The 22,242-nt window shown below is 47.4% G+C and carries 16 protein-coding genes and 1 riboswitch; of the genes, 13 read left to right on the top strand and 3 right to left on the bottom strand.

Annotated features, from left to right (window positions below; translation table 11 throughout):
* Nucleotides 1-63: 63 nt before the first annotated feature.
* Both asd and M2444_RS20120 read right to left on the bottom strand, forming a co-directional pair.
* Nucleotides 64-855, bottom strand: a complete 792-nt coding sequence (asd, locus tag M2444_RS20125; protein WP_280787880.1) for an archaetidylserine decarboxylase — start codon at nt 853-855, stop codon at nt 64-66.
* A gap of 86 nt (nt 856-941) precedes the next feature.
* Entirely contained in the window at nt 942-2,036 is a 1,095-nt protein-coding gene (locus tag M2444_RS20120) for a YheC/YheD family endospore coat-associated protein (RefSeq protein WP_094876882.1), read from the bottom strand.
* Between the two features lie 238 nt (nt 2,037-2,274).
* Between M2444_RS20120 and M2444_RS20115 the strand changes: the two genes are divergently transcribed.
* The 5 genes from M2444_RS20115 to M2444_RS20095 all read left to right on the top strand — a co-directional run bounded on the left by M2444_RS20115 (nt 2,275) and on the right by M2444_RS20095 (nt 10,784).
* A complete protein-coding gene (locus M2444_RS20115; RefSeq protein WP_280787879.1) occupies nt 2,275-7,140 on the top strand; it encodes a WIAG-tail domain in 4,866 nt (1,621 codons plus the stop codon).
* Between the two features lie 308 nt (nt 7,141-7,448).
* Entirely contained in the window at nt 7,449-8,291 is an 843-nt protein-coding gene (locus M2444_RS20110) for a glycosyltransferase family 2 protein (protein WP_306440404.1), read from the top strand.
* Nucleotides 8,288-9,271 carry a glycosyltransferase family 2 protein gene (locus M2444_RS20105; RefSeq protein WP_280787878.1) on the top strand — a complete coding sequence of 328 codons (984 nt, stop codon included), beginning with the start codon at nt 8,288-8,290 and terminating at the stop codon, nt 9,269-9,271. The genes M2444_RS20110 and M2444_RS20105 overlap by 4 nt, the downstream gene beginning before the upstream one ends.
* Nucleotides 9,268-10,005, top strand: coding sequence for a glycosyltransferase family 2 protein (locus M2444_RS20100; protein WP_094871692.1), 738 nt, complete (start codon nt 9,268-9,270; stop codon nt 10,003-10,005). The genes M2444_RS20105 and M2444_RS20100 overlap by 4 nt, the downstream gene beginning before the upstream one ends.
* 47 nt (nt 10,006-10,052) lie before the next feature.
* The gene (locus M2444_RS20095) at nt 10,053-10,784 is read left to right on the top strand and encodes a sugar phosphate nucleotidyltransferase (RefSeq protein ID WP_094876884.1); all 732 of its coding nucleotides are present in this window, start codon (nt 10,053-10,055) and stop codon (nt 10,782-10,784) included.
* Between the two features lie 97 nt (nt 10,785-10,881).
* On the opposite strand, the gene M2444_RS20090 is transcribed toward M2444_RS20095, so the two are convergent.
* Complete coding sequence (locus M2444_RS20090; protein ID WP_094876892.1) at nt 10,882-11,760, bottom strand: AraC family transcriptional regulator; 879 nt, start codon at nt 11,758-11,760, stop codon at nt 10,882-10,884.
* 276 nt (nt 11,761-12,036) lie between these two features.
* Between M2444_RS20090 and M2444_RS20085 the strand changes: the two genes are divergently transcribed.
* From M2444_RS20085 to M2444_RS20050, 8 genes are all read left to right on the top strand, one after another.
* Nucleotides 12,037-17,196 (top strand): glycosyl hydrolase family 8, encoded by a 5,160-nt coding sequence (locus M2444_RS20085; RefSeq protein WP_280787877.1) that lies wholly within the window; start codon nt 12,037-12,039, stop codon nt 17,194-17,196.
* 203 nt (nt 17,197-17,399) lie between these two features.
* The gene (locus M2444_RS20080) at nt 17,400-17,687 is read left to right on the top strand and encodes a hypothetical protein (protein ID WP_042191504.1); all 288 of its coding nucleotides are present in this window, start codon (nt 17,400-17,402) and stop codon (nt 17,685-17,687) included.
* 24 nt (nt 17,688-17,711) lie between these two features.
* Nucleotides 17,712-18,056 carry an alpha-helical endospore appendage domain-containing protein gene (locus tag M2444_RS20075; RefSeq protein ID WP_042191502.1) on the top strand — a complete coding sequence of 115 codons (345 nt, stop codon included), beginning with the start codon at nt 17,712-17,714 and terminating at the stop codon, nt 18,054-18,056.
* Nucleotides 18,053-18,355 (top strand): hypothetical protein, encoded by a 303-nt coding sequence (locus M2444_RS20070; protein ID WP_042130853.1) that lies wholly within the window; start codon nt 18,053-18,055, stop codon nt 18,353-18,355. The genes M2444_RS20075 and M2444_RS20070 overlap by 4 nt, the downstream gene beginning before the upstream one ends.
* 4 nt (nt 18,356-18,359) lie before the next feature.
* Entirely contained in the window at nt 18,360-18,776 is a 417-nt protein-coding gene (locus M2444_RS20065) for a FliH/SctL family protein (protein WP_094876886.1), read from the top strand.
* Between the two features lie 206 nt (nt 18,777-18,982).
* Entirely contained in the window at nt 18,983-19,501 is a 519-nt protein-coding gene (locus tag M2444_RS20060) for a GNAT family N-acetyltransferase (RefSeq protein WP_094876887.1), read from the top strand.
* A gap of 584 nt (nt 19,502-20,085) precedes the next feature.
* Entirely contained in the window at nt 20,086-20,604 is a 519-nt protein-coding gene (locus tag M2444_RS20055; protein ID WP_280787876.1) for a hypothetical protein, read from the top strand.
* 123 nt (nt 20,605-20,727) lie between these two features.
* A riboswitch (purine riboswitch) is annotated at nt 20,728-20,826 on the top strand.
* Between the two features lie 78 nt (nt 20,827-20,904).
* Nucleotides 20,905-22,242: a 5'-deoxyadenosine deaminase gene (locus M2444_RS20050; protein WP_094876889.1), complete on the top strand. Its 1,338-nt coding sequence runs from the start codon at nt 20,905-20,907 to the stop codon at nt 22,240-22,242.

Genomic DNA, 22,242 nt, shown 5'->3' with positions numbered 1-22,242 from the left:
GGTATCCCGGCGCCGATTTTCAATCGGTTAGGGATACCCTTATTTTGTTATATCGCAGCTTTACTAAAGCGGCCGATGCAGCGTCCCCAGCAATTCCCCCATCTTTACCTTCGTGTTGACCTCAAGCTTGGGTCTTGGGGTAAAAGTACCGCTCTCCATAAGCAGTACTACAGTGGAGCCGAACTCGAAATAGGCTAGATCATCGCCGATTTGCCACTCGGTAGCGTTAGCATCCGTATACCCGATGCTGCTGACGTTCATCGCGCCTACCTTTACTACTGCGGTTTCTCCGTAGTCTCCGGCGATATACGTAATAAGACGTTCATTGCGATTCAGTACGCCCTTCATATGTCGCATGCCGAAATCGTTGACAGGATAGGCTCGTCCACGAATATGATCACTCTCAACCTTATGTCCAGTAAGGGGAGAGTGAATCCGGTGATAATCCGTAGGACTTAGATAAAGGACGAAGAAAAAACCTCTCTTGTATAGCTCCAGATGCGGAGAATGATTAAGTAGATCCTCGATCTTATAATCCTGCCCTTTTACATTCATAATCGTACCAGAGGAAATGTCACCCATAGCAGTAATCATTGCATCTACGGGACTCACTAAAGCGTCAGCATCGGTTGCAATAGGCCGCGTGCCAGGCTTCAGCCGGCGGCTGAAAAACTCATTAAGAGTGTGATATTCTCCAGGATTCTTCTCCGCTTGAGCGGAGGGGATTTGATAAGTCTTAATAAATACCGGGATTAGAAAACGGCTGAGTCTACTATGAGAAAAAGACCCCATTAACCGTGAAAGCCATCGGTGCGAGGATAGCTCGGTCATTAGCCGCAGCAATTGTTTTACCATGCCCATCTCCCTTCCATAATACAGCAGTACGGTCGTATGTGGCCGCCATCTGCTCTGCATTATATTGACATAGAATAGGAGACAAATCAATAACTGTTATATATGAGGCTGTTCTTTTCTAGTAAAAAACGTGCGTATCCCATAGGTCTTCGGTAACTCTCCTTCCAAATCTCCGTAAGGCCGGCTTTATGAAATCCATAGCGTTGATCGCGGCCATTGCACTCTATGAAGAAGATGCGACCATCCTTAGTTATGCCAATATCCAGTCCGATATCGGCCAGACCTGGAAGGTCTTGTTCGAGACAACGGGCTATAACAAGGCTAAGTGTTTCGACAGCCATACGGATATGGGCCGCTATTGCTCTAGAGAAGGCTTTTTCCAGCGCAAAGGAAGAGCTTAACGCTTCTCCTCCACGGGCTATATTAGAGACAAACCCCCCAGGGGGTGCAAGTTTAGCAAAGAGACCCGTGACCTGCCAATCGCCTCCCCAGCCACGTTGAACGGTGACACGTAAATCAAAGGGACGTCCTCCAATCTCAGCAAGGGGAATACGCTCCTGCACGAGATAAGGGACAGAGGCAAGGCGTGCTCGGAGCATTTTTGGCAGTGCCCCCTGATATACGGGAGTGCTTATCCAGCGACGCATTGAGGGTGATAGATAATTTAAGCTCCAGCGCTGAGACCCTTTACGAACCAGTCGCATGACACCATTCCCAATGCTTCCACGGCAAGGTTTAAGAATAAGATCGGGGTAACGATTCATCATTTGTTTGAGTCCAGATCCTCCAGTTGTTGCTGGTAAAACCTCGCGCAGCTCTTCATGCTGCTCAAGCAGTTCATGGATCTCATCCTTGCCGTATCGATTGCAAGTATTGTACACCAAAGGATGGTGCCGCAGCAGACGTTGCATTCCTGGGCTATTCTGACTGTATATGGCCCGGTTATGGATGACAGTGGGCGTAGGGACTACTACGCTTTTATATCCATGAGATCCCTTTATATAGGCGGCACTGAAGCCTGAGTCTGTATCGATGTCCGCGAGCTTCAGGAAGCAGGGGACCAAGCCGTATGCAGCGGCCGCCTCTTCATAGTTGGATAGAGACTCCTGTCCTGTTTTTAGCCGGGGAACGCCCCGGTGCATATCGGCATTTAGTAGTATTCCAACGAGCTTATGCCCCATGTTTGTTCCTCCTGTTTCTACGGTCACGTGATTCCCGCTTTTACTACTCTTGTCATTGTATGTTTGTACCCGCGTGTCAGGGTGGACGAATGCGCGGCGGCAGAAGCCTTTTTTTAATATAAGAAAATATAATTTTCATCAGAATCTTATTATGGGCTTATCGCAAAAGGGTGTCATCAGCCCATACCGCTGCATATGATGCCTAGGAGAAACAACAGATGGAAGGAGGAGACTGCTTGTGAGGGGTTCCAAAAAAAAGCAGCCGCGCAGTCCACAAAAACGACTCTACTATGTAGATAATCCCAATATAAAGGAACTGAACATGCTGGAAGGCAAAAGCAGTTCTAAGGATTCGGGGAGCAGCAATGACGGAGTCAGTAAAGCAGAGCTCGCTGATGTTCAGGTAAGTGGAGGGGCAATAGCTGAATTCATTCAAGAGGAATCAATTTCCGTACCAGTTCTGCAACCAGAGCCTGAGCCTATAGTGGAAGAGCAGCTTCAGAAACAGGCGGATAATCTTCCTGAGACGATTTGGTTCGCTCCTGAAAAAGAGCGGTTCCAGCCCGTTTATACAGATGATCTATCGGATGCAGCAGTGACTGGGGCGAAAATCGCTCCACGCACTATTGATGGTTCAAAGCTGAAGTTTGGCATTATCGGTACACCATGGCTGCAAGATTACGCTGTGCAAAGTATCAATATCGCGGACAAGGCAGTTACTTCTTCGAAAATTGCGCCTGAATCCATTGTGGGTGAGCATTTAGCTGAAGGAAGCGTAAGTGGCGGTAAACTGCTGGATCATTCCATCAGTGGAGAGAAGCTGAAGAACGGAAGTATTAGTCCAGAGAAGCTGGCTGATCGGATTATCGGCGGCGGTCAAATTGCAGATAAATCCATTGAGAGCCGTCATTTAAGCGATCTGATTATTACGGCGGATCTACTGGAAGATGGCGCGGTTACTGGTGAAAAAATAGGAAGTAGCAGTATCACAGGCCGCCATGTGGCAAACGGGAGTGTTGACCGTTCTAAGCTGGCTGATGCAGCGGTATCTGGCGATAAAATAGCTGATGGCGAAATCAGCAGCTCCAAGCTGGCTGATGCTGTTATTGAGGGCCGCCATCTTAGCGATGCATTGATAACCGCCAGACATTTAGCTCCCGGAGCGATCGGACCAGAGCAGCTTGCCAACAAGCTTATTGGCAAGGAACAGCTCCAGTCGGGTGTTATCGAAGGTGCGCATGTAGCGGATGGTGCAATTGGTTCCAAGCAGCTAGGTACAGAAGTGGTGAGAAGCATCCACTTAAGTGCAGAAAGTGTACACGGCTCCCATATCGGGGATGGAGAAATATCGAGTCGCCATTTGGCTGACCGAAGCATTTCTTTCTTGAAACTGTCGGAGGGTGCGGTAGGTACTGCACAGCTGATTGAGCAAGCGGTCACCGCATCGAAGATTGCTGATCAAAGCATACTCGCACATAAGCTAGCAGATGAAGCTGTAACCACCAGACATATTGCCAAATCCGCTATACGCGGACCGCAAATTGCTATGCAAGCTGTTTCCTCTAATCATCTGGAACGTGAGGCTGTGAATCACTCCCATATAGCTTCGGAGGCGATAGGCTCGGAGCAGCTTATGGATGAAGCTATTCATACGGATCATTTATCCTCCGGTGCTGTTACTGGAGAGAAGCTAGCTTCAGAGTCTGTGGGTGCGGAGCATCTTCGTCCACAGAGCGTTACTTCTGCCAAGTTAGCGGATGGAGGAGTGAGCTCGGCTAAACTGGCAGCAGGATCGGTCATCGGCAGCACGATTGCTCGTGAAGTGGTGAGTGGGGAGCATATTGCTTTTTGTGCAGTGGAGGAGAAACATCTAGCAGATGCCAGCGTGAGCGGTCGTGCCTTGCAGGATGCTGTGGTGGATAAAGATCATCTTGCCACTGGAGCTGTGGAACGCAGACATCTCGGCGAAAATAGTGTGACTGCTGCTGCGATTCAGTCCGGTTCGGTTTCAGGAGATAAGCTGGCTTCTGCTGCGGTAAGAGAGGTTCATTTGGCAGCTGGAGCAGTGCAGCCACATCATCTGGCAGATCATGTGGTAACGTCGTTAAAGCTGTCTCCCGAAAGTGTATCGACGGATAAGATTAGTGATTTATCGGTCACATCGGCTAAGCTTGCCGATGGAAGTGTGGATTCCAGTAAATTAGCAGTCGCGGCAGTGCAGGCAGAGCATTTATCTGTGAATGCAGTTCATTCAAAATCCATCAGTGATAGTGCGGTTCAGAGCAGACATATGAATCCGGGAAGCATCGGCGGAGCACATATCCGGCCGTTGTCCATCGGAAATGGTCATATCATTCCTAATTCCATCTCTTCGATTCAAATGCAGGAGGGCAGCATTAGTGGCTCCAAGCTGGCCAAAGGGGCTGTGGATTCCCAGCATCTTTCACCGGGGAGTGTAGACGGCAGCCATCTATGCATGGATACGATTGAAGGACGTCATATCGGGCATGGTGAGATCAGGCTGGCTCATCTAGCCGAAGATGCACGCAGCTCTGACTTGTTGCCAGAGGGCAGTATTACCGGGGAGAAGCTGGCAGAAGAATCCGTAGATTCTATTCATCTTGTACGAGGAAGTGTAGACGGAAGTCATCTGAGTCAGGGTGCAGTAGAAGGTCGTCACATCCAGCATGGTGAGATCACACTGGCTCATTTGGCAGAAGAAACTTTTAGCTCTGAGCTACTGCCTGACGGTAGTATTACCGGCAAGAAGCTCGCTGAGGAATCCGTAGGTTCTATTCATCTCGTGGCTGGAAGCGTAAAGGGCAGTCATCTGAGCTCGGATATAGTGAAAGGACGTCATATTGGGCACAGTGAAATCACCTTAGCTCATCTAGCCAAAGATGCACGTAGTGCAGACTTGCTCCCAGATGGCAGTATTACTAGAGAAAAGCTGGCGGACGAATCTGTGAATTCAAGTCATTTAATACCTGGAAGTGTGAATGGCAGTCATCTGGGTCCAGATACAATAGAAGGACGTCATATCGGGTACAGTGAGATTACGCTGGCTCATCTAGCCAAAGATGCGCGTAGCGCAGACTTGCTTCCAGACGGTAGCATTACCAGAGAAAAACTGGCGGACGAATCTGTGAATTCAAATCACCTAATACCTGGAAGTGTGGATGGCAGTCATCTGAGTCCGGACGCAGTGGAAGGCCGTCATATCCGAAATGGTGAAATCACCTTAGCTCATTTGGCAAAAGAAACACGCAGCTCTGAATTATTACCAGACGGCAGTATCACCAGTGAGAAGCTGGCCGTAGAATCCGTAGATTCAAATCATCTAGTACCAAGAAGTGTAGATGGCAGTCATTTGAGTCCGGGTGCAGTAGAAGGCCGCCATATCCGAATTGGTGAGATTACGCTGGCTCATTTGGCAGAAGAAACGCGCAGCTCTGAATTTCTGCCGGACGGTAGCATTACCGGTGAGAAGCTGGCAGAAGGATCGGTAAGTTCTATTCATCTAGCACCAGAAAGTGTAGGGAGTAGTCATCTGAGTCCAGATTCAGTGGAAGGCCGCCATATCGGTTACGCTGAAATCACCTTAGCTCATTTGGCAGCAGAAACTCGAAGCGCGGACTTGTTACCAGAAGGCAGTATTACCGGTGAAAAGCTGGCTGAAGAATCTGTAGATTCTATTCATCTGGCACCAGAAAGTGTAGAGAGTAGTCATCTAAGTCCGGGAGCAGTAGAAGGTCATCATATTGGAAATGGTGAAATCACACTAGCTCATCTGTCGGATGAGGTTCGTGTTTCAGATCTGTTGCCAGATGGTAGCCTTACTGGTGAGAAGCTGGCAATTCATTCTGTAGATTCTATTCATCTGGTACCTGGAAGTGTAGGAAGTGGCCAACTGAGTCCGGGAGCAGTAGAAGGTCATCATATTGGAAACGGTGAAATCACTCTAGCTCATTTAGCGTTAGAGACGCGTAGCTCCGAGCTGCTGCCAGACGGCAGCATTACCGGGAAGAAGCTGGAGGGCGGAACGATCAATGCCTTTCATTTGGCTCCAGGCAGTGTGTATGGCGGGCATTTGGCGGGCGATACGATTGATAGCCGCCATATCCGCTCAGGAAGCATTACCCTGAATCATCTGGCAGAAGAAGTGTGTAGTGCGGATCTGTTACCGGATGGCAGTATTACAGGAGAGAAACTGGAAGGTGGATCTATCCATTCTTTCCATCTTGCCCCAGGTAGTGTCTATGGTGGTCATTTGGTTGGGGATTCGGTGGATAGTCGTCACATTCGATCTGACAGTATCACCCTGAAACATCTGACAGAAGAGGTGCGTAGCGCCGATCTGTTGCCGGAAGGTAGTATTACTGAAGAGAAACTGGCCGAAGGTTCTGTGAATTCTTTACATTTACAACCGTGGAGTGTGTACGGAGAGCATCTTGCTGACCAGATTGTGGCAGATCGACATTTGCAGCCGGGTATCATCAAATTAGAGCATCTTGCGGATGAAACACGCAGTGCAGCGCTGCTTCCTGATGCGAGCATCAACGGAGCTAAGCTGATGGCAGGCAGCATTGATTCCACTCATCTGGCTGATGGTGCGGTAGGGTCGGCAGAGCTTCAGGATGAAGCGGTTGTGGCTTCCAAAATCTCTTCTTTTGCCATTCAAGCTCGTCATCTGGAGGAAGAAAGCGTTCAAGATTATCATATTGCTCCCGGTGCAGTAAATGGTGCCCATTTGGCAGTGAATTCTGTAAATGCTGAACATCTATCCTTCAGCCCGATTCAGACTGCAGGGAAGCGGGAGGCGCTTCAGCAGTTTGGGATGACAGCCTTTATGTTCAATGGGGATGCGGAGACAGTGGAGGTGACCGTATCGTTCGATGAGAACTTTGGTCATACGGGTTATGTGCTTGTCGCTATGACCAATCAACCTTACTTCTATGCTTCTTTAAAGAGCAGAGCCAATGGAGATGCAGTTATTCAAGTGGTGCGCTTGCGCGAAACTCCGCATTTCTACGGGGTCATCTCTTGGATTGCTATCGGCGCTCCGTTAGCCAAACCGGCAGTGGATGATCGTGTGTTTGATTGAAATTCAAATACCTCTCTTAAAAAACAGAGCAGCAATTCTCCTTATTGGAGATCGCTGCTCTGTTTTTAGGTCGTTAGCTACATGTACGGACAAGTCCTAGTATCCGCTACGCGGCGTTTAGAGTTAATTGTGTCCGATAGCATATTTTGTATAAGCAAATGTGTCTCAGCTGAAGTTTGGCGGTGAGTACATTTGTCCTGTTTTCCACACGACAGGAGACAAAGGCCGTTACTCTGTTCGGCAAAGTACATAAACTGTGATGTAACCCTCAGCCTGACGAATAGGCTCTGTAAGGAAGGTGGATGAGCATGAAGCCCAAACGTACTTCTGCCCGCCGCACGGGACGGCGGGTCTCTCGGATCAAGCGGCGGACTTCTCGCCCAGTGCGGCAAGTCGCTGCAGTCCCTACTGTTAACCATCCAAATCCCTATGTTTCGGTTATTATTCCGGCCATGAATGAAGCGAAGACCATCGCGGGAGCGATAGCCGGAGCTAGAGGAGTCCATCCGCGCTGCGAGGTTATTGTAGTCGTCAACGGATCAGCCGATCAAACGGCAGAAATTGCCCTTTCGCTTGGTGCGCATGTTATTTCCTATGAGTTACCGCTTGGACACGACGCTGGCCGCAGTGTCGGAGCAGAGGCAGCTAAGGGAGAGGTTCTCTTGTTTACAGATGGGGATTTAGTGATTCCTGCCTCGGGGCTACGTCCTTTCGTCACGGCTGTTAGCGGTGGCGCAGACATAGCGCTTAATGATTATTCCGGACCGGTACGGAGCCTTTCGCCCCATCCGGTGGTGCTATCCAAACATGCACTTAATATTTTGCTTGGCCGTCCGGATCTAAAAGGATGTTCGATGACGGCGGTTCCGCATGCAATCAGCCGAAGAGCGCTTGAAATCTTAGGGAGTCAGTTATTATCTCGTCCCCCTCTGGCACATGCTCAGGCAGTTCTGAGTGGTTTACGTGTGGTGGCTGCTCACAAAGTACATGTAGGCAAACTGAATGCGGTCAGACGTAAGGAGGATGGCACAGATCCTTTGCAGCAGTTGATTACAGCAGATCATATGGAGGCTGTATCCCTCTTGCTTGAACACCGGGGAAACAGGGCGGGGTTTAGCGACGGAACCCGGCGCAGAGAGATGGTGAGATGATGGTTGCTCTGTTACAAGTATCTGGTAGCTCTGCCGTTCGACGAGGAACAGCAACTCGTACGGTAAAGAAACGTTCAGCATCTAGTCAGGCCAAAACAAAACTGGCACCCCGCCAAAGGGGAGCGAATCGTTCGGTAAAAAGAGGCACCCCTACCGCTCGGCCACCGATTCTGTCCCGGCAATCAAAGGTAGGTCGCGAGGTATTGAATTTACCGTGCTTACGTGGGACCTTGTCAGTTATTATCTCCGCGCGTAACGAGGAGCAGACCTTGGGACATCTGCTGCAACAGGTAACGCGGCTGGGACCTACTGAAATTATCGTCGTGCTTAACGGTTGCAGTGATAGCAGCTTTCCCATTTCCAGACAACATCGTCAAGCTATAGTTGTGCATTGCCCGGAGTCCGTTGGACATGATGTAGGGCGGGCTATTGGTGCGAAGCTGAGTCGAGGAGATATTCTACTCTTCCTGGACGGAGATATGGTTATCCCTGCAGCTCAGCTCGGATTATTCACAGCTGCTGTAGATGGTGGAATTGACGTGGCTCTTAATGATTTGGATCCACTGATGCCTTCTTTTGGATTATGCGATGATGTTACTCGCAGCAAGCTGTTTCTGAATTATGCTCTTGGACGGTACGATCTCGGAGTTAGCTCTATGACGGCTGTCCCGCACGCGCTTTCCCGGAGAGCATTTGAGATCATAGGCTACCGTGAATTAATAGTTCCTCCTAAAGCCCAAGCTCGTTCTGTATTAGAGAAGCTAAGGGTGGAGAAAGTTGGAACGGTGAATGTGATTAAGCATAACCGGCTGCGTCAAGCGAATATGGGTGCTGGAAATGCTGTGGAGAAACTGATCATAGGGGATCACGCAGAGGCTCTCCTTGAGGTGCTTTCCCGTCAAGATGATGGGGGCCTACTTAATAGCGAAACGCAGCGCGAATACCGCAGACAAGTAGCTGCTTGGAGGAACCGGATATGACGATGACTAGTATTATTATTCCGACCTACAACGCGTTGCCTCTGCTGCGGTCCTGTGTGGAATCGATACGTGCTTATACTCCACTGCCTTACGAGATCATCGTTGTAGATAATGCTTCATCAGATGGAACGGATGCCTATTGCCGTGCGAATCGTATAACGTTTATTTCATTGCCTGAGAATCGAGGTTTTCCATCCGCCTGCAATTTAGGTCTACTTCTAGCATCAGGGGATGAATTGTTACTGCTGAATAATGATGTGGTAGTTTCTCATGGATGGTTAACTAATCTGAAGAGATCGCTATATAGTGCTCCTGAAGTTGGTATTGTTGGGCCAGTGACAAACTATGCGAGTGGACGTCAACAGGTGAAGACTGATTATGAAAGTCTGTTAGATTTTCATAAGGCTGCAGAGATAACTAACCGTTCCAATCCTCAAAAATGGTTGGAGACTAAACGTTTGGTAGGATTATGTTTTTTATTCAAAAGAGAGCTACTTACTTCCGTAGGTCTGCTGGATGAGAGATATTCACCTGGACATTACGAGGATGATGACTTTTGCTATCGCGCCAGGCTAAAGGGGTACCGACTGCTTATCGCAGGAGATTGTCTGGTACACCATGAAGGAAGTGCGAGCTTCAAGCAGGTATACCACACCGGGCTACAGGAGCTGGTGGAACGAAATCGTAAGCTCTTTATGAACAAATGGAATGTGGATCCAACGAGTTTCATATAAAGTGCAGATCCGAAGGCAAAGGACTTAGATAAAGAGGAGGAAAGTAAGTGAAGGGAGTCATACTGGCGGGCGGAACAGGATCCAGACTGTGGCCGCTGACCCGGCTTATGAACAAACATTTGCTTCCGGTCGGCAAATATCCTATGGTCTGTTACGGCATAGATCGGCTTCGCCGGGGAGGGATTACCGACATTCTTCTGGTCATCAGCAAGCAATCTGCGGGTCTGTATACGGATTTTTTAGGCAGCGGTGCAGCATTTGGTGTATCTCTGACTTATAAGATTCAGGAAGCTGCTGGAGGCATTGCAGAGGCTCTCGATTTAGCAGAAGGATTCATTTTCCCTGGGGAACGGTTTGTCGTATTGCTTGGTGATAATCTATTTATGGATGATCTGACGCCTTACGTGGAGAGCTATCTCCGGCAGCCTGAAGGTACAGCCAAGGTACTGCTGAAGCCGGTGGACGACGCACGTAGATACGGTGTTCCCGTGTTCGATAGTCAAGATGCTGCATGGATCGCTTATATCGAAGAAAAACCCGAGCATCCCAAGACCAAATTTTGCGTAACAGGTATTTATATGTACGATGAAGCTGTGTTTGACATCATCCGTCAAGTATCCCCTTCCAAGAGAGGGGAGCTGGAGATTACCGATGTAAATAATATATATGCTGCTAACCGCAGGCTCAGCTATGATGTTCTCAAGGATTGGTGGAGCGATGCGGGGACGTTCCAGTCTCTGCGGGAGGCGGGAGAGAAGCTGAAGGATGCACTGCCATAAGTGGCAGCGGTAACGTGGAGTGGCCGGCCTTGGGTCGGGCACTCTTTTTTTATAAAATATAAGAAAGTGTATCTTTCACCATACGAAGCACCCGATCTCATGCTTGCGTAGAGATATTATCTTCATCAACCCGGTTCTGTTTGCGGTATTTGAGCGGTGAGGTTCCGGTCATGGTTTTAAATACTCTTCCAAAATGGGTCAGGTTACCAAATCCTGTACGCTCAGCGATTTCCGAAACGGTTAATTTGGAGTCCTGCAGCAGAGAGCGGGCTTCTTTCAGGCGGGTATTATTTACATATTCGCTGAAAGTAAAACCGGTTGTATCCTTGAACGTTCGGCTTAAATGGGAGGTGCTTATGGAGAACCTGTCCGATATGTATTCCAGAGACAGAGGCTCAGCGAAGTTACCGTTGATGAAATGGATGATTTGGGAAATTTTCTTATGGGTCCGGTTCGTTACTACAACATGCTCGTTTTGATCCGGAAGCTTTTTTCGTTGGATGAAGATCAGCAGCTCCATCAACAGGATTTTCCGATAGTAGTCGAAGCCTGGAGGTCTCTTGGTGTCTTCATGAATCAATTTGCTGAAAAGATTCTCGACAAAGTTCTGGTCGTAGCCGCTTAACTTGATCGCATTTGATCTGGAGTGAAAGCAGGAGAAGAGGTCGAATGGAAGAGGGCTGTCCGCAAAAAAGTCGCGAAGGAACTCTCTTTTAAACAATAAAGTAACTCTTTCGTACATCATACCGTTTACATTAATCAGTCTGTGCAGGTCATTAGCGTTAATGAACAATAGAACCCCGCTGACGATTTGAAAGGTTCGGTCTTCTATAAAATAGTACAGTTCTCCAGACACTAAGTAGAGAATTTCATAAGCATCGTGATAATGATTTGAAGGCATACTTGAAACATTTTTTTTCTCTCGGCTAATGTGAAAGGGATCAGACTTGTAGAAGTTGATTTCCAGGGGTGTCATCTCCAATCCGGCGGGAATGATCCTCGCACTCGTAGAAACATGATCCAAATCTGAATCAATCGTATCACGTTCATTGACCTGTTGAACAGGCTAGAAATTAAATAGCGGTAAAAGTAGAAAATCATTAACAATAACAAAATATGCAGAGATTGAATAGAAATGAATGCGCTATATTTACATATAAATTGTATTTAAGGAGGGGAAAAGAAAATCAGGGTCCGCTGCAAGTGAAAGTTAAAGCGCTTAAACTATTATTTGCGAAAAGAGGGAACGAGAGTGCAAAAGAAGGGTCATTTGAAAAGAAGGCTGCACCAATCCATTTCTTTGTTGCTCGTGCTTTTACTGCTGCCATACCAGATTGCAAATGCTGCACCTGCACCAGATGCTGTCGGTTCAGATTCAATACCCGGTGTAAAGACGATTGCCGAATGGGTGTTTGATGAGGCCGCTAAAAATGTGGGGGTAATCTCGGCTACATACGGCATCTATGAGACAGCGTCTACTTTTCGCAATATAGGCGGTGTGTTCGAGGATGTGGATGTAAGCAAGAAAGCGATCAGCTATCAGGGCTGGGATAATGGAAACGGGAAAAAGTATTGGCTTGCTGCCGTGTCTACAACCGGGTTTGAGAAGATCACCTTATCCTCTGAGCAAAATTCATCCGGGTCAGGTCCGCGTGATTTTAAAGTGCAGACGAGTGTAGACCGACAAACGTGGGAGGATGTGCCGAATACGAATCTTAAAATGGCCGTCTCCAGTTTTGATTGCCCGGGAGATACCTGCAGATTGGTGAATACTCCCCTTCCAAACAGCAATGATCGGGAAATATTATATATTCGCTGGATCGTCAGCTCCGATAGCAACACCAGGGGGAATGATGAGGGCATAGGGGGTTCGGGTTCCAGTAGAATCCGAAATATCAAGGTGTCCGGCGAGCCAATCCCGGGGAAAGAACCTGTCACTCCTACCGTAGATCTTGTCCAGCAGCCTGCAGACGGTTCTGGAAATGTGTCTCCCGAAGCTCCCGTTGAAATCAAATTCAACAAGGCCATTGCCCTTGATCCGGGTTATGCTGTCCGATTTGCCGATGAGAACGATCAACCGGTTGATGGGGTTACACTTGAAGTCTTAAACAGAGATACTTTGCGGATAAACCATCCTCCGTTGACTTATGGGAGGTCTTACACGGTAACTATACCCAAGGAGCTTATCAAGGGGGCAGATCTTGTGCCGCTAGTTCGGGAAGTCTCGTGGAGTTTTGACGTTCAGGATTCGCCTCTTGCTCCAAAATCCATCAATATGACGTTTAACGGAGATCCAAAGACGAGCATTGCTTTGGCCTGGTACACGGATGCAATGACGGATACCGTGGTGCAGGTTATAGAAGCCTCAAAGGTTATGGGGAACATTTTCCCGGAGAACGGGGCTTTGACCTATCAGGGAGAGGCCGAAGAAATTGAGACCTTTATGAGTAAAAGCGATAGAAGCACGAACCATAAAACGAAATTTATTAGTCATAAAGTCATTGCAGAACAGCTTCAACCGGGAACAGCTTACAAGTTTCGGGCAGGTAACGGCAAATCAGGTGATTGGAGCTCTATTGGCTCGTTCACTACGGATGCTGCCGGCCACCAGCCTTTCCGTTTTATCGCCGGTTCCGATTCACAGGCTTCCAGCAAGTCTGACTTTGAGCCTTGGGGTGATACCTTCCGGAAAGCAGTTGATTATATAGGCGACCCTAAATTCCTGATCAGCGCCGGAGATCTGGTGGATAACGGTGATTTGGAGGAGCAGTGGCAATGGATGCTCGGGGCAGCCCAGAATCAATTGCTGCAAGTGCCATATGTGCCTGTACTTGGCGGTCATGAGGTCATGGATTATGACGGAGATGAGACGACACCGAATAACAACTTCTACAACCATTTCAACTTGCCGAAACAGGCTGTTGCGGATACCCAAGAAGGCTCTGTGTATTCTTTTGAATACGGTGATGCACTCTATCTTGTCTTCAATTCGCAGTACTCGGGGGCACTTGCAGAGAATGGGAAAGATGTGGAATGGGCGGATGACCAATTCTGGGACCAAGTGGCCTGGATGAAGAGTACGGTCGCCCGCAGCGACAAGAAGTGGAAGTTTGTTACTTTTCACAAAAGCCCCTATGCAGCAGGCGACAACTCTGCACAATGGGAAGACGATCGCGTCCAGTTTTACAAGAAATACCTGATTCCCGCCTTTGACGAGATGGGCATTGATATGGTGTTCGAGGCCCATGATCATATGTATATGAGATCCTTCCAAATGTACAATGATGAAGTTATTCCCAAGGAGAAGCTGACATTTGATGGAGAGGGCAATGCGCTCAACCCCAAAGGCACGGTCTATCTCATGTCTAATGCATTCGGAAATAAATTCTATTATAAGAACAATCAATATGAACTGGATGAGAATGGAGAACCCCGCGAGATTCGGGACGAAAACGGGAATCCGGTTCCTTATGATGATTACTTTGCAGCTATCGACGAACAGCCGGAGAAGAAGATGTTTACGGATGTTTCCATCACTGACCGGGTGCTTTCCTTTACAGCGTATACCGCAGCCGTAGCGGATGAGAATCAGCCGGACACCGTTGGCGACGGCCTAAAAGCATATGACAAGTATGGGATCAAGCGAACGGACACCAAGCCGGACCCGGCGGAAGCGGTGAAGGTGAAATTGAACGGCCGCAAGGCGGTTCTGACCTGGAGTGCACCTTCCGCAAGTACAGAACCAGTAAGAGGATTCCGGATTTATGAGAAGAATGACAAGGTGAAGACACACTGGAGTATATATGTGCCGGTAGCGGAAGGTCAAACGGAATACACCTACACGGTAGATGATATCAATCCTGCAAAAAAATATGAATTTATCGTCAAAACGGTCGGCACAAGAATTAATTCAGATCCGGTTGAAGTCAGAACAATCGAAGGTCCAAGCGAGTCGGAGCCGCCTTCAGCACCTTCTGATTTAAAAGGAGCTGCGGTTTCTCCTTACCAAATCAACCTGAAATGGACGGCTTCGGCCGGTAACATTCAGGCAGCAGGCTACAACGTATACCGCAACGGCAGCAAAGTCGGCACGACGAAGGAAATCTCCTACGGCGATACCGGGTTAACTCCGGATACGGCCTATAGTTATACTGTGAAGGCCTATAATGCAGAAGAGATGGAATCGCTGGCGAGTAATACCGTTCAAGTAACGACCAAACCTTCATCCACTGGAGCGGGTGTCCATAAGGCATTTCCGCAGCATACGTCTTATGTGGCCGGCTCCATTAAGCCGAATCACTTGACTCAGGCCCAACTGGACGCTACGGTGGGCAGATTATATACCGAGTGGAAAACAAAATATCTGAAACAAAATCCATATCAGTCAGACCAATATTACGTATGGTATAGCGATGGTGACTGGTTTGAGAATAACGAGATTACAGTTTCGGAAGCACATGGCTACGGAATGCTGATTACCGCTTTGCTCGCGGGTCATGATCCGGAGGCTAAGAAGTATTTTGACGGGATGTATCGCTATTTCAGAGCACATCCAAGTGAAATCAATCCCGATTTAATGGCATGGCAGCAAGCGGATACCGGCACCGAAATTATTGATATCAATGGTGTGGATTCGGCAACCGACGGCGATATGGATATTGCTTACGCTCTTCTGCTTGCCGACAGCCAATGGGGCAGCAGCGGGGAAATTAACTACTTGTCCCAGGCCAAAAAGGTAATCAACGCCATTATGAAAAGCGATGTCAACCATTCCGAGTGGACATTGAAATTGGCGGATTGGGTCAGTGACAATGATTCCACGTTCGGCAATGCTACACGTCCTTCCGATTTTATGCTGCAGCATCTGAAAGATTTTAAAAATGTATCCGGAGACCCCAATTGGGATCGTGTTACCGATAAGACGTACAACATCATTAATAGTCTGTATGAAAATTACAGTCCAAAAGCCGGTTTGTTGCCGGATTTTGTATTCAAGGATGATACGGATGGGCAATACAAACCAGTAAGCCAGAAGATATGGGATACCCCGGATGGATACTTCCTGGAATCGGAAAATGACGGGGATTACAACTACAACTCTTCCCGTATTCCCTGGCGGATCAGTACGGATTATCTCCTGACAGGTGATAACCGGGCTAAAGAGCAGCTCAGCACGCTGAACCGCTGGATTCGGGCCAAGGCGGATAATGATCCGGCCATGATCCTTGCGGGATATAAGCTGGACGGCACAGAAGCAATCAATGATTATGCAGACACATCCTTCTCCGCACCGATGATGGTCAGCGCCATGATTGATTCATCCAATCAGGAGTGGCTGAATAGATTATGGGATTATAATGCGGCTGTTTCCACCGAAGACGATTTATATTTTGGCAATAATTTGCGTCTGCTCAGCATGATTGTGGCATCCGGCAACTGGTGGACACCAACCATCGTTGATACTGAGGCTCCCATGGAACCAACAATAGAGAGAGCGGAAGCGGTATCCAGCTCTGCTATTGATCTAAAATGGACACCTTCCACGGATAATTTGGGAGTAACGGGATACAGGATTTACCGCAATGACGTTGAAATCAAGACACTGGAGGCAACAGAATACAGAGATAGCGGTTTATCTGCGGATACCCAGTACAAATACTATATTATAGCTGTTGATGCAGCAGGAAATACGTCCAAGATAAGCAATGTGAGAATCGTATCTACATTAAAGGCCAGCGGGGACGGTGGCTCGGGCAGCGGCGGAGGTGGTAACCCGACTCCAACGCCAACGCCGGCAGCTCCGAAGCCAAGTGAAGGTCCGTCGACAACACCGGCACCCACACCGGAACTGCAGCCCAAGAAACCTGTTTTCAGTGATATCGGCAGCCATTTGTGGGCCAAAGAGGCTATTGAAGCTCTGGCGGCTAAAGGAATCGTTCAGGGAACGTCGAGTACTTTCTTTGAACCGGGCGCCAAGATGAAAAGAGCGGACTTTATATTGCTTCTGGTCAGAGCGTTTGATTTAAAGACTGGTTTTGAAGTGAGCTTCGCGGATGCCGATCAGGACGCATACTATTATGAAGCGCTGGGAATCGCCAAACAATTGGGCATTGCCAGCGGAGTCGGCGGCAACAGGTTCAATCCGGGAGCAGAGATTTCCCGGCAGGATATGATGGTATTTATCGTAAGAGCATTGCAGAAGTCAGGAAAATTAGCAGAAGCCGGTTCCATCTCCGACTTTGGCAAATTTGCGGATGCCTCTAAAGTGGCTGATTATGCCGTGAAGGCAGCAGCCGTACTGGTCAGGGAGGGCATTGTCCTTGGTGACGGGAAATTGCTCCATCCAACGGGAGCTGCAACCCGCGCCGAAACGGCGGTTCTTTTTTACAGAATCATTAATAAATATTATTAATCCAAAAGGCCGTCAGCCCGTTCCAATGGACCGGGCTGTTGGTCTTTTATTTTCCATATAGACGGCCTGTTTCAATCTTCTAAAGTATCCTGTGTCCGCCAATCCGCTTGTATAGAGCCCTAACTTGCCTTTATATCCTCGGCACCGTCCCGGCTTCTGCCGCATATGCTGTAGCAGGGCGTTTGAGCAAAGGAGACATGAAGGTGCAGAATAAAATAACCAAAGTCCTGCAGCACATGGCCCATACACACGAACAGATGGCGCGGATACTAGATGCTGAGCGCCACGTGGCTGTCCGTATGTCGCAAATTGTCCACGATCTGCCAGATGCAGATCCCGGTTTTGACGGTATCAGCGGGATGATCGAAAGCTCAACTCAAGTAAACAAGAATATTATTGCTTACTTGAACGCACTTGCAGATCTGGAAGAAGCGATGGCTGAAGGGGTAGGCAGAGTAATTAAGGAATTGAACGGTCAAGAAGAAGAGTAACGCTATAGGAGCAGGAGGCGGATGATGAGCAGAGAAAAGGCTTATCTGCAAATGCTGGAGTCGACCGCCACTATCCAGTGGAACATTGCAATGATTCTGGAAGCTAAGGCGGTTGAAGCTGAAAAGGTAAAACAGTGGGCACAACATCATATCCACGCTAGAGCTTTCGAATCTCATGAAGAGCAGCTAAAGGAATCTCTCTCCATTCACGAAGTTATCGTGGAGATGGTCGAAGGGCTGACTAAATTGGAGAATGGACTCTACAGCAATTTAAAAGCAGTGCTGGGCAGTGGGGAAGATGATGGTGGCGGGGAAGGTTTTGGAGACATGTCAGGTGATGGGTTCAGTTTTGGAGAAGACAGCAAATGAGCGGGGACCGTCTCTCTGAACATGCCGTCAAGCTGGAGATGATCCGCTCCATTTCGCGCAGTCAGGCTGCTTTGGCGGCCATCTTGGAGAGCATCGCCGAATTGACGGGGCAATCTGAGCTGACGGCCCGCAAATTGAGCGACAATATCAGAATCTTAAGTGGGTATCAGAGCGCGATGTGCCGGATGATGTCCGGGATTTCACTGCATCAACCGAAACGGGGAATTCCTGCTGCGCCATGGCTGAGCAAGGCATACGCCGTAGGAACCTCCAGAGATCATGGAGCACAGGAGGAATAGAGGCATGAAGAAAAAGAGCCTTAGAACATTACGTTCAGGCAGAACCCGCAGACGCACACTACTGCTCTCGCGGAAAACGAAAGTGCGTAGAGGTCTAGCCCGCAAACCCCGCAGAGGACTTTCTCGGAAAATCGTTCGTTATGGAAAGACGAAGAAGGGTCTTTTGGTACGAAAGAAAAGAAGACTTCGCCGCAAGCTTGTTCGAAAGGTGAGGGTTATACAAGCACCAGTTCATGTAGTGCCGGTTATCGAGGCTCCACCTGCTCCACAGGTCATTCCGCTCCCCCCGGATCTTGGCGTTTCGCCGGAAACGCCGCCGGCAGACGCCTTTCAGCAGGGCTACACCGAAGCATACAACGTGGGGTTCGATGCCGGTTTCGCCAAGGGCTTCGAGGACGGGCATAAGCTGGAGTTTAACTGAGCAGCGGCAGGTAAGTTAAGAGGAAGGGACCCGGAGATCTAATCTATGACGCGTTATTCTGATCTTTCGTGTCCCTCAGCTTAGAGGGATTGCATCCTCTCTGGAATCATCCTACTATCGGAATTTGTCTCCGAATATGATAGACTTCTAAAACGAGAATCTATTCAGAGGTTTTCAGATGTCGATAAGAAAGAGGGGATAGCAGGATGCAAGTAGGAAATGGAATTAGAAAAGCTAGACAGGATGAGATCGAAGAGATCATGGAATTGATCTCAAAATGTGTACAAGTTATGCAGGCCGCTGGAAGCGACCAGTGGGATGAGAGCTATCCGAATAAAGAGATTATCGAACTGGATATCGCACAGGGTACCTTATATGTATGTGAAGAAGATCAAACTATCGCGGGTATTCTTGTACTGGATGAGAATGCTTCTGAGGAATATAAGAAGATCGAGTGGAAGCAAAATCAAGGGCCACATCTGATTATGCATCGTTTAGCAGTTCATCCACATATTCAGGGAAAAGGGATTGCAACTAGACTAATTGCTTTCGCGGAGGATTACGCAGCGCGTAATGGTTACACAAGTATTCGGCTGGATACTTATGCGAAGAATACTAGAGCACTGGAAATCTATCCTCGCCTTGGTTATGACCATAGAGGTGAAGTGAGTTTTCCGAACCGCACGGCGAACTTTCCAGTATTCGAGAAGGTGCTGAGGGTTTGAGATGGTGAATTGATATAAAAGTGGTGTAAGGATACGAGATCACTCTACTGATCCTGCCACTGAAGTGTTAGCAGGAATGCAATCTAATGGATAACTAGGAAAATCAAATTATCTATGAACTGTTATTAATTTCGTGCTGAATATGTAAGAAATCATTACTTTCCAGAATAAAGATTGCGTGAGTGACATGTAAGAGGCCTCTGAAATAGAGGTTTTTTTGTGTTTTAATTTGAAAAATAAGCAATATATGATATTTCTAACTGGATTAATATGTAATTAATTGTAAGGTTGTATTTGATCGAATATACGAGTATTTTGATATGCAAGGTGAAATGTTAGACGATGTTGCATTCCCGCAAATCCTTGACGGAAAAAGTACGTTAGTTAAATTATTATTGGGTTTTTACAGACTTGAGAGATCATATTAGTTGTAATGAAATAAATATATTAGAAATAGACGTCGAAGCACTTCGTGGGAAAATTAGCTATGTCTCCCAAGATATAAATTTATTTAATATGAGATTATATCGCCATAGTTTGTTAAACAGCTGGAACCCTTGGATTTTAAAAGGAGTGATTTGTAATTGAACCGTTCGGTTAAGTTAATGGTTATTGCATGTGCGATTTTATGGTTGGGCGGTTGTGGAGGTTTTGCGAGTAAACAAGAGAATGTGTTTAATAATGAGAACAGATTATTGGAGGTTGGGGACAGTTTTACATTTTCAAATAAAAAGGGGGAAATCAACGAGGAACACGCTATTATTCAATACAGTGGATTTTCTGGGGTGTATACGGTCTGGCGAATGACTTCCCAAGAAGATATTTCATTGAAAATAAAAGTACAGGGTAATAACAAACGCGGAAAATTTAAGTTAATTCAGACTACAGCAGATCAGCAATTAACCACTATTTGGAGTGGGGAAAAGGATGAAGAAGTTATTCTAAATATTCCTAAAGGTAGTAGTGCTATTAAATGGGTTGGACAAAAGGCAGCCGGAGAGTTAAATATACAATTGGATACCGAAGATGGACTGGAGGTTGAACCTCAAGCTGATTTGTTTAATGGGGAGCTATTTGAGGGTGGACTCTTTGGAGAAGAATAATTGTGTTATGAAAAGTGACGTATTAAGGTGAAGTATGATCATTTCACAAAAATAAATCTGTATTTATGTTATATATATTGACATTAAAGTTGTCTTTCAATTACTATTGGATTATTCAACGTACAAATGAATAGTCCTTTTTTTCGTATATCCTTAATAATTGGTTTAAGGGTCTCTACCGGAAACCGTAAATTTCTGGCTACGAAAATATGTTACGGCATATTTTTGTGGCCTTTTTGTGGCCTTTTTGTGTTACACCGTGAAACGGCAAACGAATGAACAATGAGGGGGATAAGGACAATGGGGAAGATTCTGATCAAAAATGCTGAGATCATTACAATGAACAGACAGGAGGAAATTATTGTCGGGGATGTTCGAATTAAGGATGATATCATCGTAGAAATCGGCATTGGTCTGATCCCGCAGGGAGACGAAAAGGTCATCGATGCCACGAACCGTACGTTAATTCCCGGTTTTGTTCAGACGCATATTCATTTATGCCAGACGTTATTCCGTGGGAAGGGAGATGATCTGGAGCTTATGGACTGGCTGCGTAAACGGATTTGGCCGTTAGAGGCAGCGCATGATGAGGAATCCCTTTATTATTCGGCGATGCTCGGTATAGGAGAACTGATTTCCAGCGGAACCACTACGATTGTTGATATGGAGACTGTTCACCATACGGACTATGCTTTTCAGGCCATTGCTAAAAGTGGAATACGTGCTTTGTCCGGTAAGGTAATGATGGATCAAAAAGGAGGAGATGTGCCTGAAGCACTGCAGGAGGATACCGCTTCTTCTTTACAGGAAAGTGTGGATTTGCTTGAAAAATGGAATGGCTATGGCCATGGACGGATTCAATATGCGTTCTCTCCGCGTTTTGTAATATCCTGCACCGAACCCTTGTTAACCGAGGTACGAGATCTCTCCGCAAGGTATGATGTGAAGGTGCACACCCATGCTTCTGAGAATTTAGGGGAGATTGAGATTGTGCAGGCGATGACTGGGATGCGTAACATCGTCTACCTGGATCACCTGGGATTAGCTAATGAGCGCTTAATACTGGCGCACTGTGTATGGCTGGATGCCGAGGAGCGGCGGATTTTGCGGGATCGCGGAGTCCATGTAAGTCATTGCCCCGGTTCAAATCTGAAACTAGCCTCCGGAATCGCAGATACACCGGGGATGCTACATGAGCAGGTGTCACTAAGTCTGGGTGCAGATGGCGCTCCGTGCAATAACAATCTGGATATGTTTAATGAAATGAGGCTCGCGGCAATCATTCAGAAGCCTAAACATGGACCTACGACGATGGATGCCCGCAGTGTATTTCGTATGGCAACTATAGGTGGAGCGAAAGCGGTAGGGATGGAGGATAAAATAGGCAGTATCGAGGTAGGTAAAAAAGCAGATCTAGTGCTCCTGAATCTCTATAATTTCCATACCTTTCCCTCCTACGACGTAGATCCTATCTCTAGAATTGTATATTCTGCTACCCGGGCCGATGTGGAAACTACGATTATCGACGGTGAGATCGTGATGGAAAGAGGTCTGCTGAAGACTGTGGATAAAGAAATTGTACTAAATGAAGCTAACCGTTCTATTAAAAGATTGCTTAAGCATACTTCCATCGTCTGA

The sequence above is a fragment of the Paenibacillus sp. PastF-3 genome, from assembly GCF_029893135.1.
In the GTDB taxonomy this organism is placed as follows: Bacteria; Bacillota; Bacilli; order Paenibacillales; family Paenibacillaceae; genus Paenibacillus_AQ; species Paenibacillus_AQ nitricinens.
Note: the sequence above shows the minus strand (reverse complement) of the source record. Positions and strands in the feature narration are given on the sequence as shown.

Bases quoted from the DNA above. Each gene is read 5' to 3' on its own strand.
- asd (WP_280787880.1), bottom strand. From the start codon at position 855: ATGGTAAAACAATTGCTGCGGCTAATGACCGAGCTATCCTCGCACCGA.
- M2444_RS20120 (WP_094876882.1), bottom strand. From the start codon at position 2,036: ATGGGGCATAAGCTCGTTGGAATACTACTAAATGCCGATATGCACCGG.
- M2444_RS20110 (WP_306440404.1), top strand. From the start codon at position 7,449: ATGAAGCCCAAACGTACTTCTGCCCGCCGCACGGGACGGCGGGTCTCT.
- M2444_RS20105 (WP_280787878.1), top strand. From the start codon at position 8,288: ATGATGGTTGCTCTGTTACAAGTATCTGGTAGCTCTGCCGTTCGACGA.
- M2444_RS20100 (WP_094871692.1), top strand. From the start codon at position 9,268: ATGACGATGACTAGTATTATTATTCCGACCTACAACGCGTTGCCTCTG.
- M2444_RS20090 (WP_094876892.1), bottom strand. From the start codon at position 11,760: ATGACACCCCTGGAAATCAACTTCTACAAGTCTGATCCCTTTCACATT.
- M2444_RS20075 (WP_042191502.1), top strand. From the start codon at position 17,712: ATGAGCAGAGAAAAGGCTTATCTGCAAATGCTGGAGTCGACCGCCACT.
- M2444_RS20070 (WP_042130853.1), top strand. From the start codon at position 18,053: ATGAGCGGGGACCGTCTCTCTGAACATGCCGTCAAGCTGGAGATGATC.
- M2444_RS20065 (WP_094876886.1), top strand. From the start codon at position 18,360: ATGAAGAAAAAGAGCCTTAGAACATTACGTTCAGGCAGAACCCGCAGA.
- M2444_RS20060 (WP_094876887.1), top strand. From the start codon at position 18,983: ATGCAAGTAGGAAATGGAATTAGAAAAGCTAGACAGGATGAGATCGAA.
- M2444_RS20050 (WP_094876889.1), top strand. From the start codon at position 20,905: ATGGGGAAGATTCTGATCAAAAATGCTGAGATCATTACAATGAACAGA.